The organism is Paraburkholderia aromaticivorans (assembly GCF_002278075.1).
Taxonomy (GTDB): domain Bacteria; phylum Pseudomonadota; class Gammaproteobacteria; order Burkholderiales; family Burkholderiaceae; genus Paraburkholderia; species Paraburkholderia aromaticivorans.
The window spans coordinates 2,077,112-2,092,550 of the sequence record NZ_CP022990.1 but is presented as its reverse complement, the minus strand read 5'-3'; the positions used below and the strand labels follow the sequence as shown (position 1 = coordinate 2,092,550).

The 15,439-nt window shown below is 64.1% G+C and carries 17 protein-coding genes; 5 read left to right on the top strand and 12 right to left on the bottom strand.

Annotated features, from left to right (window positions below; genetic code table 11):
* Positions 1-9: 9 nt before the first annotated feature.
* The 6 genes from CJU94_RS29055 to CJU94_RS29035 all read right to left on the bottom strand — a co-directional run bounded on the left by CJU94_RS29055 (position 10) and on the right by CJU94_RS29035 (position 5,215).
* On the bottom strand, positions 10-621 hold the full coding sequence (locus tag CJU94_RS29055; RefSeq protein ID WP_095422037.1) for a flavin reductase family protein: 612 nt from the start codon (positions 619-621) through the stop codon (positions 10-12).
* 151 nt (positions 622-772) lie between these two features.
* Positions 773-1,648: a 3-hydroxyacyl-CoA dehydrogenase family protein gene (locus tag CJU94_RS29050; RefSeq protein ID WP_425272234.1), complete on the bottom strand. Its 876-nt coding sequence runs from the start codon at positions 1,646-1,648 to the stop codon at positions 773-775.
* Between the two features lie 192 nt (positions 1,649-1,840).
* Positions 1,841-2,146, bottom strand: coding sequence for a hypothetical protein (locus CJU94_RS29045; RefSeq protein ID WP_095422036.1), 306 nt, complete (start codon positions 2,144-2,146; stop codon positions 1,841-1,843).
* A 436-nt stretch (positions 2,147-2,582) separates the two neighbouring features.
* The gene (locus tag CJU94_RS41470) at positions 2,583-2,741 is read right to left on the bottom strand and encodes a hypothetical protein (RefSeq protein WP_167397579.1); all 159 of its coding nucleotides are present in this window, start codon (positions 2,739-2,741) and stop codon (positions 2,583-2,585) included.
* 324 nt (positions 2,742-3,065) lie between these two features.
* A complete protein-coding gene (locus tag CJU94_RS29040; protein ID WP_095422844.1) occupies positions 3,066-4,397 on the bottom strand; it encodes a hypothetical protein in 1,332 nt (443 codons plus the stop codon).
* 131 nt (positions 4,398-4,528) lie between these two features.
* Positions 4,529-5,215, bottom strand: a complete 687-nt coding sequence (locus CJU94_RS29035; RefSeq protein WP_095422035.1) for an MgtC/SapB family protein — start codon at positions 5,213-5,215, stop codon at positions 4,529-4,531.
* 278 nt (positions 5,216-5,493) lie between these two features.
* On the opposite strand from CJU94_RS29035, the gene CJU94_RS29030 reads away from it, so the two are divergent.
* On the top strand, positions 5,494-6,606 hold the full coding sequence (locus tag CJU94_RS29030; RefSeq protein WP_095422034.1) for an AGE family epimerase/isomerase: 1,113 nt from the start codon (positions 5,494-5,496) through the stop codon (positions 6,604-6,606).
* A gap of 26 nt (positions 6,607-6,632) precedes the next feature.
* Here CJU94_RS29030 and CJU94_RS29025 read toward each other — a convergent pair whose 3' ends face one another.
* Positions 6,633-6,908, bottom strand: coding sequence for a hypothetical protein (locus CJU94_RS29025; protein WP_095422033.1), 276 nt, complete (start codon positions 6,906-6,908; stop codon positions 6,633-6,635).
* Positions 6,909-7,126: 218 nt separating this feature from the next.
* Between CJU94_RS29025 and CJU94_RS29020 the strand changes: the two genes are divergently transcribed.
* Entirely contained in the window at positions 7,127-7,330 is a 204-nt protein-coding gene (locus CJU94_RS29020; protein WP_007178724.1) for a cold-shock protein, read from the top strand.
* Between the two features lie 112 nt (positions 7,331-7,442).
* On the opposite strand, the gene CJU94_RS29015 is transcribed toward CJU94_RS29020, so the two are convergent.
* Complete coding sequence (locus CJU94_RS29015) at positions 7,443-9,065, bottom strand: methyl-accepting chemotaxis protein (protein ID WP_095422032.1); 1,623 nt, start codon at positions 9,063-9,065, stop codon at positions 7,443-7,445.
* Positions 9,066-9,334: 269 nt separating this feature from the next.
* Here CJU94_RS29015 and CJU94_RS29010 point away from each other — a divergent pair, with 269 nt between their 5' ends.
* The 3 genes from CJU94_RS29010 (at position 9,335) to CJU94_RS29000 (ending at position 11,596) form a co-directional block, all read left to right on the top strand.
* A complete protein-coding gene (locus tag CJU94_RS29010) occupies positions 9,335-9,769 on the top strand; it encodes a PaaI family thioesterase (RefSeq protein WP_091805101.1) in 435 nt (144 codons plus the stop codon).
* Positions 9,770-9,886: 117 nt separating this feature from the next.
* A complete protein-coding gene (locus CJU94_RS29005) occupies positions 9,887-10,189 on the top strand; it encodes an ArsR/SmtB family transcription factor (protein ID WP_095422031.1) in 303 nt (100 codons plus the stop codon).
* Positions 10,190-10,243: 54 nt separating this feature from the next.
* Positions 10,244-11,596, top strand: coding sequence for a pyridoxal phosphate-dependent decarboxylase family protein (locus CJU94_RS29000; RefSeq protein ID WP_095422030.1), 1,353 nt, complete (start codon positions 10,244-10,246; stop codon positions 11,594-11,596).
* A 160-nt stretch (positions 11,597-11,756) separates the two neighbouring features.
* Here CJU94_RS29000 and CJU94_RS28995 read toward each other — a convergent pair whose 3' ends face one another.
* The 4 genes from CJU94_RS28995 to CJU94_RS28980 form a co-directional block, all read right to left on the bottom strand.
* Positions 11,757-12,605 carry an ureidoglycolate lyase gene (locus tag CJU94_RS28995; RefSeq protein WP_095422029.1) on the bottom strand — a complete coding sequence of 283 codons (849 nt, stop codon included), beginning with the start codon at positions 12,603-12,605 and terminating at the stop codon, positions 11,757-11,759.
* 56 nt (positions 12,606-12,661) lie between these two features.
* Positions 12,662-13,405, bottom strand: a complete 744-nt coding sequence (locus CJU94_RS28990) for an SDR family oxidoreductase (protein ID WP_095422028.1) — start codon at positions 13,403-13,405, stop codon at positions 12,662-12,664.
* A 64-nt stretch (positions 13,406-13,469) separates the two neighbouring features.
* Positions 13,470-14,300 (bottom strand): amidohydrolase family protein, encoded by an 831-nt coding sequence (locus CJU94_RS28985; protein ID WP_095422843.1) that lies wholly within the window; start codon positions 14,298-14,300, stop codon positions 13,470-13,472.
* 7 nt (positions 14,301-14,307) lie between these two features.
* A complete protein-coding gene (locus CJU94_RS28980; protein ID WP_095422027.1) occupies positions 14,308-15,357 on the bottom strand; it encodes an aldo/keto reductase in 1,050 nt (349 codons plus the stop codon).
* Positions 15,358-15,439: the final 82 nt, after the last annotated feature.

Here is a 15,439-nt window from a genome sequence, read left to right as displayed (position 1 = left end):
CCGCGGCGCTTATGCGCTCGGGCGGAACATCTGGAACATTTCGCCGATTTCCGCGTAGTCGGCGCGGTAGCCGGCGCGCATGATCGGCTGCGCCGCGTGCGTGTCGAACAAGCCGTCTTTCAGATAGGCCTCGTTGATGTGGACGCCGACCACCTGGCCGAGCGACAGGTAGTTATCCATCGGCTTGCCGTCGAGCGTATGCAGACGCACCACTTGCAGCAGCTTGCACTCGAGCGCGGCCGGCGATTCGGCGACGTGCGGCACGGCTACGTTGCGGCCCGGCGCAGGCGTGAGACCCGCGAGTTCGAATTCGTCGACGGACGGCGCGACCGGCGCCGATGAACGGTTCATCTGCTCGGCGAGCGGTTTGGTGGCCAGATTCCAGACGAACTCGCCAGTGGCTTCGATGTTGGTGACGCTGTCTTTGCGGCCTTCGCTGCAAAAACCGATGATCGGCGGAAAGGTGGCGAACGCGCCGAAGAAACTGTAGGGCGCGAGGTTCAACGTGCCTTGCGTGTCCCGCGACGAAATCCAGCCGATCAGACGCGGCGCGACGATGGCTTTGAAGGGATCATGCGCGAGGCCGTGGCCGGCGGCGGGATCGTAGAAGTAGTGGGACATGGCGGTGAATGGCTTGACGGATTTGGCTAGAAGGCATTTATACAGCAGAGCGGCAGCGGCTGCCGAGCATGCATGGGCTGCAAGGCAGCTCGTGATGCCGCCCGTGAAGCCTCGACCCCTTCCGCCAGGCCACTGTCCTCACCGTCGTTGATCAAGCGCGGCTGATCACTCGCTTGCGTCCTGCCTTCACCTGCTCCAGATGCGCGTCGTCCCATTCGCAAAAACCGGCGCCGCTGCGCACGCCGACTCGCCCGGCCTCCACCTGCTCGCGCAATAAGTCGAGCACGCCTTCGTCTTTGGCCAGTTCGGGCATCAGATGCGTGGAGATATCGAGGAAGGTGTCGAGGCCGCCCATGTCCGCGCCCTCGAACGGCCCGACGATCCCCCAGCGGCGACCGAGCGACGCCTTCATCACCCGATCGACCACGTCAGGCGTCGCCGCACCAGAGCGGACAATATTCAACGCCTCGCGCAGCACCGCGAACTGCAAACGGTTGCCGACGAAACCTGGGATCGCCTTTGTCAGCACCACCGGTTCCATGCCGATCGCGCTCATCAGCGCGGCGGTTTGCCGGGTCACATCCGGCGCGGTCGCCGTGCCCGGCACGACTTCGACGAGCGGAATCATATGCGGCGGATTCCAGAAATGCGCGATCACGAAGCGCTCCTTCGCGCGCAACGGCGCGACCAGTTGATCCGGCGGGAAACCGCTGGTATTGCTCGCGAGAATCGCGTCGGCGGCCAGCAACTCAGTCAACCCCGCATACAGGCGATGCTTCAGTTCGAGCACTTCGGGAATCGCCTCGATCACGAATTGCGCCAACGCCATCACATCAAGTTGCGCGTGCGTTTCGATGCGCGCGAGCGCCGCCTGCCTTGCCGCCCGATCGATGCGCCCGGCGTCGATCAGTTCGTCGAGCACCGCTTCCGCTTTCGACGCGACGCTCGCGAGACGCGCCGGATCGACGTCGTGGACGATCGTCCTGTGTCCGTGCAATGCGCTTTGCGTCGCAATACCGACGCCCATCAACCCCGTGCCGACTACGCCAATGACTGCCTTGTCCACGCCGTTCTCCTGCCCGTCGATAAAGCTTCGAAGCATAGCGCAGCGCGCCGGTTCACCGCGCCGAACACGACAAAGCCGGTCTTCCGCGAGGAAGGACCGGCCTTGTGTGCTGCACGCCGCGTCGTGCGGCGCTGCTGCGCGAACTCGCGCGGCTTAGTAGCGCGGCGGCGGACGATGGTCGCCGTTGCCGTGGTGGTGCGGATCGTAGTCGTGCGGATGATGACGCATCCAGTCGTCATGATCCCAATAGCGATGGCCGTCGTAGTAACGATCGCCGTGCCAGCCGATATTGATCGACACGCCAACCGGCGTCATGTGCGGCTGACCGTAGACGGCCGGTCCCGGCCCGTTGTCCACGACCGCCCGTTCCTGGGCGAACGCGCTGCCGGCTGCAAGCAGCGCGCCGCCGGCCAGCAGGGTTGCAATGATCGAACGCGATGTCTTGTTGAAAGTTTTCATAGTGACCTCCCATCAGAGTTTGGTATCAAGCCGGCGTTCGTGCTCGCTCGGCCTTCACCTGCAATCTGAGGCTCGAGCCGGACGCCGTACGCTTGAGACCAACTTTAGCGACGCCAACCGCATGAAGACGTGAGCACTTGTAAGCGCTCATTTCAATGACAGGGACGGATGACGGCGGAGTGTTCAGGCGTTGAACGGCCGTCCATCTAGTCATGCGCGGTGGTTCGGACGTGCGGCGGAACGGCGCAGTGTCAGCCGCCGTTACATCCATTTCGGCGGAGAAATATTCGGACAGAAGGAAAGCGCGGCAAAAACTCGCCAAAAAACAAAAGCCACGGTACGCGTTTCGCGAACTGTGGCTTCAATGATGCAATGCGCACCCAAAGTGCGCGCCTGTGTGCGGTGATCCGCGCTTCAGGCTGATGCGGTCTGGCTTTTAGTCGCTCAGCTTGATGCCGAACAACGTAGCTTGTGCCCTGCGCACGCGTTCTGCTTCGCGGCTGCGTGCTGCGTACGAGTAGTCCGCATCCAGCGGCAGGTGGGGCGACGCAAAGAGGTCGCTGACCTTTTGGAACAGTGCAAAGATGAAGCTCATGGCGACTCCCGGTTGGTTACTGCGTTAGCTAGGGTTTTCCCTTAATAAGCATTATAGGGTTTTCCCTAGGCAAACGCTAGTGCAATGCAGCATTTTTTTAGGCGACGTGCATTGCCATGGGGTTTTCTCTGCATGGTGCGTCGCATCATGACAACGTCCCCGTTTTTTCGAACTCGGGGCCGGAAGGGAGGACCCAGTGCAGCTTGGTCCGCACCGGTTTCAAAGCCATCCGGATTCACGTGGGAGGAGCGAGGGGAACCGCTGGCTGGCGGTCGTCGAACGGGAACGCCGCGGCCGGTTCGTCTCCGGCGCGGCGGGTGTCGACTATTGATGTGAGGCGGCCGCTTTCGGCCTGTGCGGATGCTGCGCCCGCACGGCGTGCCTGGTATGCGCCGGTGTGGCGGCGGCTGGCTGAGGCGCCGCCGGCGCGGCTGCGGCCGCGTCGGAAGCGGCATTGGCGGCCGCCGCGGTCGCCATCGCCATATGCGTGTCGAGCAAACTGGCCATGGCGGCCTGCTGGTTCTGCATCATCTGTTCGATGCGGTGCTGCTGGGCGGTCGTCTCACGCGTGAGGCGCATCAGCAACACGGTTTGCGTGATGCCGATGGCGACCGTCGCCAGTAACGCACCCACCACGATCGACAGCATCCACTTCATGCGCCGCGAATGATCGGTCGCGGCGCGGCGCTGATCGGCGATCACGCCATACAGCGCGTCGACGGTATCGGCGAAAGCGGTCGCCCGCGCGCGATCGAGTTCCGGCGCGGCGCGCAACGCGGCCGCCTCGGCGCGCCGGGCTTCACGCCAGGGCGCGGCGAATTCGGGCGCCGCCTGGGTGGGCGCCGATGGATTCACCAGCGGCTCCGCGCCGCGCTTCGGCTCGGCAGGCGCGGTGCCGGCGTCCGCCGATGCGGGTTCATCCAGCGTATCCGCAGTTCCGGTCGCAGCCGCTTCTCGCAATGCCGATGCCGATGCCGCCTTGGCGAAAGTCGCGGCAAAACGCTGCGGCGCTTTGCCGGCGCCCGAAGCGGACGGGGGCGCGGCATCCGACGTGGCGCCCGTCGTTGCATTCGTCGCCGCCCCCGGCTCGGACGCCTGACGCAGCGCGGTCACGCTGCGCGCCACGGTCGCGGCCGCCATGGCAGGCGTCAGCGGCGCCGACGCCGCCGGTTTTTCGTCGGCGCTGACGTCCGCGGCCGGTTTCGCATCGTCGAAAGCCAGCTCGCCGACCGGCGAAGCGGCCGCCGTCAACGGCTCGATTTCAAGCCCGCTCAATTGCGCGTTGACCGGCATCGGTTCGTCGGACTTCGCAGCGCGCGGCGCGCGGCGTGCCGAGCGCGAGTCGGGCGACGCGCTGTCGCCGGCATCGATCGCGCCGACCGCGGCCAGCACCACATCGGGCAATTCGAAACCATGCAGCGTGCCTTGCCGGATATCGATATTCATCGCTTCCAGCGTGGCGCGGGTGGGATCGTCGGGGAACAGGTCGAGTGTGCTGTCGTCTCGCGAGGCATCGCTCAATTGCGCGAGACGTTGTGCCGAACGCGCGGCGCGCGCCAGCTTGTTTTCAGTTTCGGTCGAGACGGTGGCCTGACGCCGCTTCTTCGAAGCTGCGCGCGAAGGCCGGGACTGCGTGGATGCTACGGAATCTGCCATAGAGAAAAAAGCGGTCGTCGCCGGAAAGCGGGCGCCGAGCACCGCTCGTCAATGCCGTTGGAATTTTTCGAGACCGCATTGTCGCATGGCCGCCGGCGCCCGCCGAGGCCATTCGCCGAGGATTTTCCGTTTTAGGAAGCCGCGTCGTCCTGTCTGAACTGCTTCACGCCGTGCAGTTGACGCAGGCGGCCGCAGATCGCTTCATACTCGGTGTTCGACACGCGATGCAAGGTGATCATCACCTCGTCGCACTCGGGTGCGTCCTCGCTTTGCTGCATCACGAACTGTTTGACGCGCGGGCTCGCGGCGCCGAGCTCGTCGTGCAGCGAGTGAAACGTCATGGCGCCGCGCTCGACGATCATCGTCAGTTGGCGCCGTTGCTTGACCGTGATGAAGCGGCGCTCGAGCGGCTTGATGCCGGCAAGGATGATCAGAATGATGATGGTCGCCGCGATCGACGCCGTGTACAGTCCGCCGCCCACCGCCAGACCAATGGCGGCAACGGACCAGAGGCTCGCCGCCGTCGTCAGGCCGCGCACGATCTCGCCGCGCAGCAGGATCGAGCCCGCGCCGAGAAAGCCGATGCCCGACACCACCTGCGCGGCCATCCGCGAGGGGTCGAGCACGACGTGCTCGCCGCTCAGCACTTCGGCAAAACCATAGGCCGAGACGATCATGATGAGCGTCGAACCGACGCACACCAGCATGTGCGTACGCAAGCCCGCGGCCCACGAAAGCCGTTCCCGCTCGAAGCCGATGACGCTGCCGAGCGCCGCGGCCAACACCAGACGGGCAATGAGGTCGAGGTTTCCCAACATTGTTTTTCCTCCTTATCCGCAATTATTCGACGTGTTTTCCGCACCGTCGCCAGGGTGCCAGTGGGACCCCGTTTGCTTTATGCTAGGCCGCACGCCGCGAGGCGGGTCAAGCGGGTCGCCCGGTGAGTCGCCGTGCTGATTTCGGCTGGCCTGCCCGTAAAGCAGGTAGCATCCGTCCGCGCTCACCAACCCACTTGCCGGCGACTTCGCCGCGCCGCAACGCGGGCTACGGAACCTGTCTGTGGGCGCTTCGAACTACGCGTTGGATCACATTCACTATGCAGAGCATGACCCCTCCCGCCGCTTCCGCCATCGCCCTCGCTACGCGTCTGCGCGACCACTTCACAAGCGTGGTGCTGCCCATGTGGCGCGGCCCGGGTTTCAACACCGCATTGAACCTGCCCTACGAAGCACTCGGCGCCGAGGATTGTCGGCCGCTGTCAGCCGGGCGTTATCGGGCCATGGCCTGCGCGCGGCAACTGTTCGTCTTCTCCCAGGCGGGCGACGAAGCTCATGCGCAGGTGCTGTTCGACTCGTTAGTGCATACCTTTCAGGACACCCGTCACGGAGGATGGTTCTACAGCGTCGATCCGAAAGGCGCCCCGCTCGACACCACCAAGGACCTGTACACGCACGCGTTCGTCGTGTTTGCGTGCGCGGAATATGGACGGCGCTCGGGCAATCGCGATGCGCTGGACATCGTGCATCGCACGTCGGCGCTGATCCAGTCGAACTTCGCAGCTGAAGGCGATCTGTTCAACGCCGCACTGAGTGCGGACTTTGCCCGCGTGACGGGCACGCCGATCCAGAATCCTTTGATGCACCTGACCGAAGCGTGGCTGGCCGCTCGCGAAGCCACGCACGACAACGCCTTCGACGCCGCGTTGCGGCGCCTCGCCGGCGCGGTCGCGCAACACTTCGTGCATACGCCTACGGGTTGCATCGCGGAGTTGCCGATTGGCGCGGACGATAACCGTCTGGAACCCGGTCATCAGTTCGAATGGTTCTGGCTGGTCAAGCAGGCGGGTGCGGTGTTCGAAGGCTCCGGTCTTGCTGAAGCCATGCCGCGTGCATTCAGCTTCGCGCAGCAACATGGGGTGGACCGGCAGACAGGCGGCGTGTGCGCCTCGCTCGACGAAACCGGCCGCGTAAAGGACGCGACCCAGCGGATCTGGGCGCAAACCGAGTATCTGCGCGCGCTGGCAAGCCATGACGAGCAGACCGCGCTGGCCACGCTACCCCGGCAGATCGCACTGTTCCAGCAACGGTTCCTGCGTCCGCAGGGTTGGTTCGAATGCAAGACGCCAGCGGGTGAAGTGGCGCGGGCTGACATGCCGTCGACCACGCCCTACCATCTCGCGACTGCCTATGCGGCCTTGCCGGCGGCGTGACGCCGGCGGCAAGGCCGCATGGTCGATCAGTACTCTTCGCGCTGCCAGGCGCTCCAACCGGCGTCGGCAGATTTAAAACGCATATAAGTTGCACTTTGACCGGTGGGGATGTCCGATGCGTCGCCGGGCGGCTTCCGATCGGTCGTGTGAAGGGCGAAAGCCTGGCGGTCCACGGTATCGACCGTGATACGGCCGACCGGGTCCGGGGCACCTTCTTGAGGGGATTTAGACTCCAATATCGCCAGATAGGGGGTCAAACGACTCCAGAACGAGGTAAGTTCTTCTTGCAAATAATGTGTCAATGTTTTTCCTGGAAGAGTAATACAAGCAGTTTACCCTACCGGGCGGAGTGCCCTTCCAATTGCTTTCCAGGCCCGAAAAAGGCCGATGCGGGGGAATACCCGAATACTGGTTGGTTGGCGTCCGTCATAAAGACGTGATACAACTCCTACTTCGCGCTCGATCTCGCGTTGAGAAATAGCGGTCGCGAATGCAACACACAACATTTACTGGATTAAAAATGGCAACAGGTACTGTGAAGTGGTTTAACGATGCAAAGGGCTTTGGCTTCATCACGCCGGACGACGGCGGCGAAGACCTGTTCGCGCACTTTTCGGAAGTTCAAGGCAGCGGCTTCAAGTCCCTGCAGGAAAACCAAAAAGTGACGTTTGAAGTCAAGCAAGGCCCGAAGGGCAAGCAAGCTGCGAACATCCAGCCGGCCTAAGTACCTTCAGGTACTTTGAGGCACCCTTAGGCGCTTGCGTCTAATGCAAAATGGCCCGCTTTGGCGGGCCATTTTCTTTGTCTGACGTTTTCTTTTCGAGCGCTTGCGCGGGTTAAATTGCGCGCATGCCCGACAACGAAAAATCGGCTGACTGCCCACGCGCATCGTCGATTTGTTGCGTGCGCAACACAGATTCGGAAATTTCGAACACGGAAACTGCCTGCTTCAATTGTTGCGTCTGCTGATGCAGCGAAGCCGCCGCTGCGGCCGCCTGTTCGACGAGCGCCGCGTTCTGCTGCGTCATCTCGTCCATCTGCACCACCGCCTGGTTGACCTGCTCGATGCCCGTGCTCTGCTCGAGCGACGATGCGCTGATTTCCGCCATCATCTGCGTGACACGCGAGATCGAGGTGGACACGTGGCTCATCGTCTCCCCGGCATGCTCGACCAGCGTCGAACCGCCCTGAATCTCGGCGACCGATTCACTGATCAGGGTTTTGATTTCCTTCGCCGACTGCGCGCTGCGCTGCGCGAGGCCGCGCACCTCGCCCGCCACCACGGCAAAGCCGCGTCCCTGCTCGCCCGCGCGCGCCGCTTCGACGGCCGCGTTGAGCGCGAGGATATTGGTCTGGAACGCAATGCCGTCGATCACCGAAATGATCTCGGCGATCTTGTCCGAGCTTTGCGCGATGCCACGCATCTTGTCGACGACCTCGTTGACCACTTCGCTGCCGCGCGAAGTCGCCTCGAGCGCGGTCTCGGCGAGCGCGTTGGCCTCGCGGGCGTGCTCCGCGTTCTGGCGCACAGTGGCGGTCAGTTCCTCCATGCTCGACGCCGTTTCTTCGAGCGACGCCGCCTGGTTTTCCGTGCGCGCCGACAAATCGGCGTTGCCGGTCGCGATTTCGTCGGCGCCGAGGTGGATCGAGTCCGCGGACTCGCGCACGGTTTGCACGGTACGCGCCACGCTCGCCTGCATTTTCGCGAGGCCCGAGAACAGGCGGCCGATTTCATTGGTGCCGCGCGCGGCAATCGGCTGGTCAAGGCGGCCTTGCGCGATACGGTCGAAGTGACGGCCCGCCTCCTCCAGCGGCGCCACCACGCCCCGGCGCAACGCCGCGTACACGGCGAACGTGCCGGCCACCAGCGCCAGCAGGATCACGAGGCTGACGGCGCGAAACGCCGCCATGCGCGTATCGATCGAATCGAGCGACGCACGGCTCGCCGCGTTGCCGAACTGCACGAAGTTATGCGACTCGCCGAGGTAGGCGTCCTGGAACGACTGCGTCGGCTGGTCGAGGAAGGCTTGAATGTTGTTCGCGTCGAGAAACTGCACCAGTTCCGCGAGCGCGTCGTGCAGCTTCTTGTAGCGCTCGGCGAGCGCGGCGGCGCGGGTGCCGTTTTCTTCGCCGGTCTTGGGAGCGCTCATGAAGGCCGCGAACGACTGGTCAGCGGCGCTCAGCTGCTCACGGGCGTGCTGCACGATGTCGGTCGGCTCGGAGCCGCCGCGCACCATGCGCGTGCCGGCCCGCGAGAGGTTGATGCGCGCGTCCATCAGATGCTGGGTCGTTTCGTTGACCGCGTCCACCTGCTTCAAGGCAATGTTCGACAGATCGTTCACGTCGTCATGGGTGCGCGTGAGCGACCAGAACCCCAAACCGACCGTGACGAGCTGGAAGACGCAGAAAGCGGCCAGAACACACAACAGGCCGGATGCGACCTTGATCTTGCTGAACATCGTGAATACCTGAAGACAAAGAATAACGGGAGCTACGTCAGGGTTAACGGCATTCGCGCGCTCCGCTTGAGGCCAATTTCATCAAAGATCGCCTTACGCCCCCTTTTCATCGGTCAACTTCAGCATTGCAATCATTTCGCGCAATAATGCACGGCGCAAAATACCGATTCACCTTGACGTGGTGCGTGCGCGCTTCCTAGAGTGGGTAGGGACTGCACAACGCAGGCCAGTGCAGATTGCCACCGCGGGCCACGCCCGAAGGAATCACAATGACCGACCTCCTCGACCGGGCGCGCGGCGCACTGCATGCCCAGCCGTTCAGCATGCTGTTGGGCGCAGAGTTGATGCACACGGGCACCAATGAACTCACGCTGAGCCTGCCGATCCGCGACGAGTTGCGGCAACAGCACGGCTTCGTGCATGGCGGCGTCATCAGTTATCTCGTCGACAATGCACTGACGTTCGCCGGCGCGCTGCTGCTGGGGCCGAAGGTCGTGACCGGGGAATACAAGATCAACTACCTGCGCCCGGCCATCAACGGCACGCTGATCGCGCGCGCGAAGGTCGTCTATGCGGGCCAGCATCAGGCCACCTGTCAATGCAACGTGTTCGTGATGGAAGGCAATCGCGAAAAGCTGATTGCCGTCGCGCAAGGCACCGTTAACCGGATCAGCGAGAGCGGCGAGCACGAACACGGCAACTGACGACGCCGCGTCTCTCTGAAGCACATCGCGCCGTTATCGAGGCGCTTGTCCACGTTTCGTCATTTAGCTAATATACGAAACGTTATCGACCCGTGGCTCCGTTCAGCGCTCTGCCTCATGACAGACGACCTCACCCGCATCAACGCGCTCGCCAACGCCAGCCGGCTCGCCGTCATGCGCTGGCTGAAAGAGCCGGCGCTGCATTTCCCGTATCAGGACCACGCCGATATCGAAACAGTCGGCGTGTGCTGCACGTTCATTACCGACAAGCTCGGCATCGCACCCGCCACGACCACGCGTCACATGCGCATCCTCGCCGATGCGGGACTCGTGCGCGCGCAGCGGATCGGCAAATTCACCTACTACAAACGCATCGACGCCGAGTTGCAGAGGCTCGGCCGCGACCTCGCCAATCTCTAGGCGCGCGGTTTTCACGAGACCGCGCCGCCACCTTCCCGACTGCTTAGGAGCCCCATGGACGAACTCGCACTTGCCACCGACGCGGACCAGCGCGCGCACGCTTACCTTGCCGGCATCGGCAAACGCCGGGTGTTCCCGAACGCGGCCGCGCTCGCGCAACTCGCCGCTTTCGACGAAGCCTTCCCGCAGCACGGCCACGCCCCCGCCGACGTGCTGCGCCTGCTCGACGAAAGCGGCACGCCCGCCACGGTCGCATCGAACGATCCGCGCTATTACGGCTTCGTGATCGGCGCGGTGCTGCCGGCCGCTGCGGCGGCCGAGCGTCTGATGGGCGCCTGGGACCAGTGCGCGTCGACCTTCGACAACTCGCCGGTCGCGGCCACAATCGAAAAGATCGCCGCGCGGTGGGTGCTCGACGCGCTCGATTTGCCGCGCGAAGCGGCGATCGGCTTCGGCACCAGTGCAACGGCATGCACGCTGGTCTGCATTGCGGCCGCGCGGCGCGCGCTGCTCGCACGCAAGGGCTGGGATTTCGACAATGACGGCCTGGACGGCGCACCGCCGGTGCGCGTCGTGATCTCCGAGATGGCGCATATCACGGTGAAAAAGGCGTTGCGCGTGCTCGGCTTCGGCATGAAGCGCGTGATTACCGCGCCGGTGGACGCACATGGCCGCATCGATCCCGCGCAGTTGCCGCCGCTCGACGACATGACGATCTTCTGCGTGCAAGCCGGCGAAGTGAACACCGGCGAATTCGATCCGTTCGCAGAGCTGATTCCTCGCGCCAGGGCGGCCGGCGCATGGGTTCATGTGGATGGCGCGTTCGGCCTGTGGGCGCGCGCATCGTCGAAACGGGCGCTGACCGAGGGTATCGACGGCGCGGATAGCTGGACCACCGACGGCCACAAATGGCTCAACACGCCCTACGACGGCGCGATGGCGATCTGCCGCGACGCGAAGGCGATCTCGGCGGCAATGAACAGCGACGCGGTCTACCTGAGCGGCGCGCATGACGCGCAGAAGAATCTGAACCTCGAGTTCTCGCGCCGTGCGCGTGGCATTCCGATCTGGGCCGCGTTGCGTTCGCTCGGGCGCAGCGGCGTGCAGGAGATGGTCGACCGGCATTGCGCGCAGGCGTCGCGAATTGCGGAAGGTCTACGCGCCTCGGGCTTCGAGGTGCTGAACCGCGTCGTGCTGAACCAGGTGCTGGTGCGGGCGAAAACCGACGCGCAGACCGTCGCGATTCGCGAAGCGGCGCAGGCGTCGGGCGAAACGTGGTTCGGCCAGACTGTCTGGGAAGGCCGGCCGGCGTTTCGCATTAGCGTGTCGTCGTGGCGCACGGAAGACAAGCACGTCGATCAGTTGGTGGCGCTGTTTGCGCGTTTGCTCGCCGAGCAGCGCGCCTGAGCGACGCGCCGGCTGCACGCCTGTCGATCGCCGAGCGGTTCCGCTCGCGCAACGGCTCACGGAGCAGCGCCACCAAACCGCAGCGGCGCACACAAAAAAGGCGGTTCCTGCTCGACACAGGAACCGCCTTTCTTCATGCAGCCAAACTCGCCAGCGAGACTTACTCCGCCGCGTAGGTCTTCTGCGTTTGCTCGCCCAGACCTTCAATTCCCAGGCGAATCGTCTGGCCCGGCTTCAGGAACACCGGATTCGGCTTCACGCCCATGCCGACGCCCGGCGGCGTGCCGGTCGAAATCACGTCGCCCGGTTGCAGGCTCATGCACTGCGACACGTACGAGACCAGTTTCGCGACGCCGAACACCATCGTTTTCGTGCTGCCGTTCTGATAGCGATGGCCGTCCACTTCGAGCCACAGGCTCAGGTTCTGCGGATCGGCGACTTCGTCGCGCGTGACCATCCACGGGCCGATCGGGCCGAACGTGTCGAAGCCCTTGCCCTTGTCCCACGTGCCGCCCTTTTCGATCTGCCATTCGCGTTCCGACACGTCGTTGATCACGCAGTAACCGGCGACGTAATCGAGCGCGTTGGCTTCGTCGATATATTTCGCCGGCTTGCCGATCACCACGCCGAGTTCGACTTCCCAATCGCACTTCTTCGAGCCGCGCGGAATTTCCACGTCGTCGTTCGGGCCGCTGATCGCACTCGTCCACTTATTGAAGATGACCGGCTCGGCGGGCACCGGCAGATTCGATTCAGCCGCGTGGTCCGCGTAATTCAGGCCGATGCAGATGAACTTGCCGATCTTGCCGACGCAGGGGCCCATGCGCGGATTGCCTTCGACGAGCGGCAGCGAGGCCGGATCGAGCGCGCGCAGTTTGGCAAGACCTTCGTCGGTCAGCGCGGCGCCGTCGATATCGGCGACCACTTTCGACAGATCGCGAATCTTGCCTTGTGCGTCGAGCAAGCCCGGCTTTTCCTGGCCTTTCGGCCCATAACGAAGCAGTTTCATCCTGACACTTCCTTTCAGTGGTGTTCGGTTCGTAGTTCAGCTTGGGTCGGCGTAGCTCAGTTCGACCAGCCGCCGTCGATCACATGCGCGTGGCCCGTGGTGAACGACGATTCGTCGGACGCGAGATACAGCGCCAATGCGGCGATCTCTTCCGGCTTGCCGATACGGCCCATCGGCTGACGCGCGACGAAGGCCGCCTGCACGGCGTCCAGCGTCGCGCCCTGTGCCTGCGCCTGCGCGACGATCCGCTGTTCGAGCGACGGCGAGGCCACCGTGCCCGGGCAGATCGCGTTACAGCGTACACCACGCGTGATGAAGTCGGCAGCGACGGATTTGGTCAGCCCGATCACCGCGGCCTTGGAGGCGCTATACGCAAAGCGGTTCGGCACGCCCTTCACGCTCGAGGCCGCCGACGACATATTGATGATCGACCCGCCGCCGTTGTCCAGCATGGCCGGCAGGAACGCGCGGATCGTCCGGTACATCGCCTTCGCGTTCAGGTCGAACGCGAAGTCCCAATCCTCTTCGCTGCATTCGAGAATATTGCCCGCATGCACGAAGCCCGCGCAGTTGAACAGCACGTCGATCGCGCCCAGTTCGGCGGCCAGCGCCTTGATCGCCGCGGTGTCGCGCACGTCGAGCTTGCGCGCGTCGACCGGCTTGCCGGCGAGTCCGTCGATGCGGATATCCGTGGCGATCACACGCGCGCCCTCACGGGCGAAGAGTTCGGCGGTGGCGAGTCCGATGCCTTGTCCTGCCGCCGTGATCAGGGCCGTCTTGCCGGCCAGTCTTTGTGTCATCTACGACTCCAGTTGAATGGGCTGTGCATGTTCTTTTGCTCTTGCTGCTTGTCTCTTCCAGAAATCACAGTCGATAAAACGCGGCGGCATTGCCGCCGAAAACGGCTTCGCGCTCGTCTTCGCTCAGAGACGCGAGCAACCTGTTCGCCACCGAATGCCAGAGCAGATAGTCGCCGTTCAGATCGAGCACCGGCCAGTCGCTGCCCCACATCAGACGCGCGGGGCCGAATGACTTCAGCAGATGCTCGACATACGGTTGCAGCGTTTCCTCGGTCCAGCCGGGCGAGGCTTCGGTGACGAGGCCCGACAGCTTGCAATGCACATTCGGCAGCTTCGCCAGCCGCGTGATCGCGTCGGCCCAGCCGGGATAGCCGCCGCGCCCGTAGCGGATGGGCGGCTTCGCGCCATGATCGACCACGATGCGCAGCGCCGGAAACCGCGCCGCGAAAGTTTCGAAGGGCTCGACGTGGCGCGCGTAAATCAAGCCGTCGAACGCGAGGTCGTGCGCGATCAACGCTTCGATCGCGGGGGCGAGGTCGGGGTTGGTGATCCACGTATCGTCGGGCAGATCCTGCAGCATCGGCCGCACGCCCTTGAACTTCGGCTCTAGCGCCAGCGCTTCGATCACGGCCGGCGCGGTGGGCAGCAGCAGCGGCACCCAGCCGACCACGCCGGCAATCGACGGCTCATGCCGCGCGAGGTCCAGCAGATAGCGTGTCTCGTCGATGGTCGGGGCCGCCTGCACCACCACCGTCCGTTCGATGCCCGCCCGCTCGCGCAAGGGTTTGAGATCCGCCGGGCCAAACGTCCGGTACAGGATCTTCAGTTCCGGCGTGAGCCACTCGTAATCGCCACGAACGGGGTCCCAGTAGTGCTGGTGGGCATCGATATGCATCGTCAAATCAACTCTCCGGCGCGGGCGCGCGGCTGTCGAGCAAGCCCTCGTGACGCAACGCGGACCACAAGCCCGCGGGGATCGGCTGCTCGAACGACGCGGCGTTCTCGCGCAATTCGTCGGGACTGCGCGCGCCGGTCAACACGGTGGCGACCGCCGGATGCGCATAAGGAAACTGCAAGGCGGCGGCCGCCAGCGGCACACCGTGCGCGCGGCACACCGCTGCGAGCCGCGCGACGCGCGCGATCACTTCGGGCGGCGCCTCGCCGTAATTGAACTTCAGATCACCTTCGACGCCACGCGCCAGAATGCCCGAGTTGAATGCGCCGCCTAACATAATGCTGACGCCGCGTTTTTCACAGGCCGGTAACAGGTCGTCGAGCGTGGTCTGTTCGAGGAGCGTATACCGGCCCGCGAGCAATGCGCAATCGATATCGAACTCGGCCATCGAATCGAGTATTACCGCGCCTTCGTTGACCCCGAGTCCGACGGCCTTGATCGCGCCCGCCGAGCGCAACCTGTCCAGCGCGCGAAACCCGCCGCCTTCGGTCAGCTGCCGCCAGTAATGGGGATGGTTGTCGCCGTGCGTGACGCGGCCGATATCGTGCACCAGCAGAATGTCGATATCGACAATGCCGAGGCGCTGCTGGCTGTCTTCGAACGAGCGCAAGATGCCGTCGTGCGTGTAGTCGTAGATCGCTTCGAAAGGCAGGGGGTTCTGCCAGCCTTCCTTGTCGTCGAAAGGCGTGGTGCGGGGCACGAAGCGGCGGCCCACTTTGGTGGACAGCACGTAGTCGCCGCGCGGATAGCGCCGCAAGACGTTGCCCAGGCGATGCTCGGCCTTCGTGTTGCCGTAATGCGGCGCGGTGTCGAAATAACGCACGCCGGCGTCCCACGCGGCGGCGATGGTGGCGTGAGCTTCCTCATCGGAGAGATCACGGTAGAGGCCGCCCAAGGGCGCCGTACCGAGCCCCAATCCGGTCACCTGCACCGCCGTGCGGCCGATGCGGCGCCGCTGTCCGATCTTCGATGCGATCGTTGCCGTCGTTGAGCCCATAGCGCTTATTCCGATTTCATTCGTGTTTTACCATGCACGCGCGGAATTTGCTCGCGGCGTGTGCGAACTGCTGGCTGGTGGG

Bases quoted from the DNA above. Each gene is read 5' to 3' on its own strand.
- CJU94_RS29055 (WP_095422037.1), bottom strand. From the start codon at position 621: ATGTCCCACTACTTCTACGATCCCGCCGCCGGCCACGGCCTCGCGCAT.
- CJU94_RS29050 (WP_425272234.1), bottom strand. From the start codon at position 1,648: ATGGGCGTCGGTATTGCGACGCAAAGCGCATTGCACGGACACAGGACG.
- CJU94_RS29045 (WP_095422036.1), bottom strand. From the start codon at position 2,146: ATGAAAACTTTCAACAAGACATCGCGTTCGATCATTGCAACCCTGCTG.
- CJU94_RS41470 (WP_167397579.1), bottom strand. From the start codon at position 2,741: ATGAGCTTCATCTTTGCACTGTTCCAAAAGGTCAGCGACCTCTTTGCG.
- CJU94_RS29040 (WP_095422844.1), bottom strand. From the start codon at position 4,397: ATGGCAGATTCCGTAGCATCCACGCAGTCCCGGCCTTCGCGCGCAGCT.
- CJU94_RS29035 (WP_095422035.1), bottom strand. From the start codon at position 5,215: ATGTTGGGAAACCTCGACCTCATTGCCCGTCTGGTGTTGGCCGCGGCG.
- CJU94_RS29030 (WP_095422034.1), top strand. From the start codon at position 5,494: ATGCAGAGCATGACCCCTCCCGCCGCTTCCGCCATCGCCCTCGCTACG.
- CJU94_RS29020 (WP_007178724.1), top strand. From the start codon at position 7,127: ATGGCAACAGGTACTGTGAAGTGGTTTAACGATGCAAAGGGCTTTGGC.
- CJU94_RS29015 (WP_095422032.1), bottom strand. From the start codon at position 9,065: ATGTTCAGCAAGATCAAGGTCGCATCCGGCCTGTTGTGTGTTCTGGCC.
- CJU94_RS29010 (WP_091805101.1), top strand. From the start codon at position 9,335: ATGACCGACCTCCTCGACCGGGCGCGCGGCGCACTGCATGCCCAGCCG.
- CJU94_RS29005 (WP_095422031.1), top strand. From the start codon at position 9,887: ATGACAGACGACCTCACCCGCATCAACGCGCTCGCCAACGCCAGCCGG.
- CJU94_RS29000 (WP_095422030.1), top strand. From the start codon at position 10,244: ATGGACGAACTCGCACTTGCCACCGACGCGGACCAGCGCGCGCACGCT.
- CJU94_RS28995 (WP_095422029.1), bottom strand. From the start codon at position 12,605: ATGAAACTGCTTCGTTATGGGCCGAAAGGCCAGGAAAAGCCGGGCTTG.
- CJU94_RS28990 (WP_095422028.1), bottom strand. From the start codon at position 13,405: ATGACACAAAGACTGGCCGGCAAGACGGCCCTGATCACGGCGGCAGGA.
- CJU94_RS28985 (WP_095422843.1), bottom strand. From the start codon at position 14,300: ATGCATATCGATGCCCACCAGCACTACTGGGACCCCGTTCGTGGCGAT.
- CJU94_RS28980 (WP_095422027.1), bottom strand. From the start codon at position 15,357: ATGGGCTCAACGACGGCAACGATCGCATCGAAGATCGGACAGCGGCGC.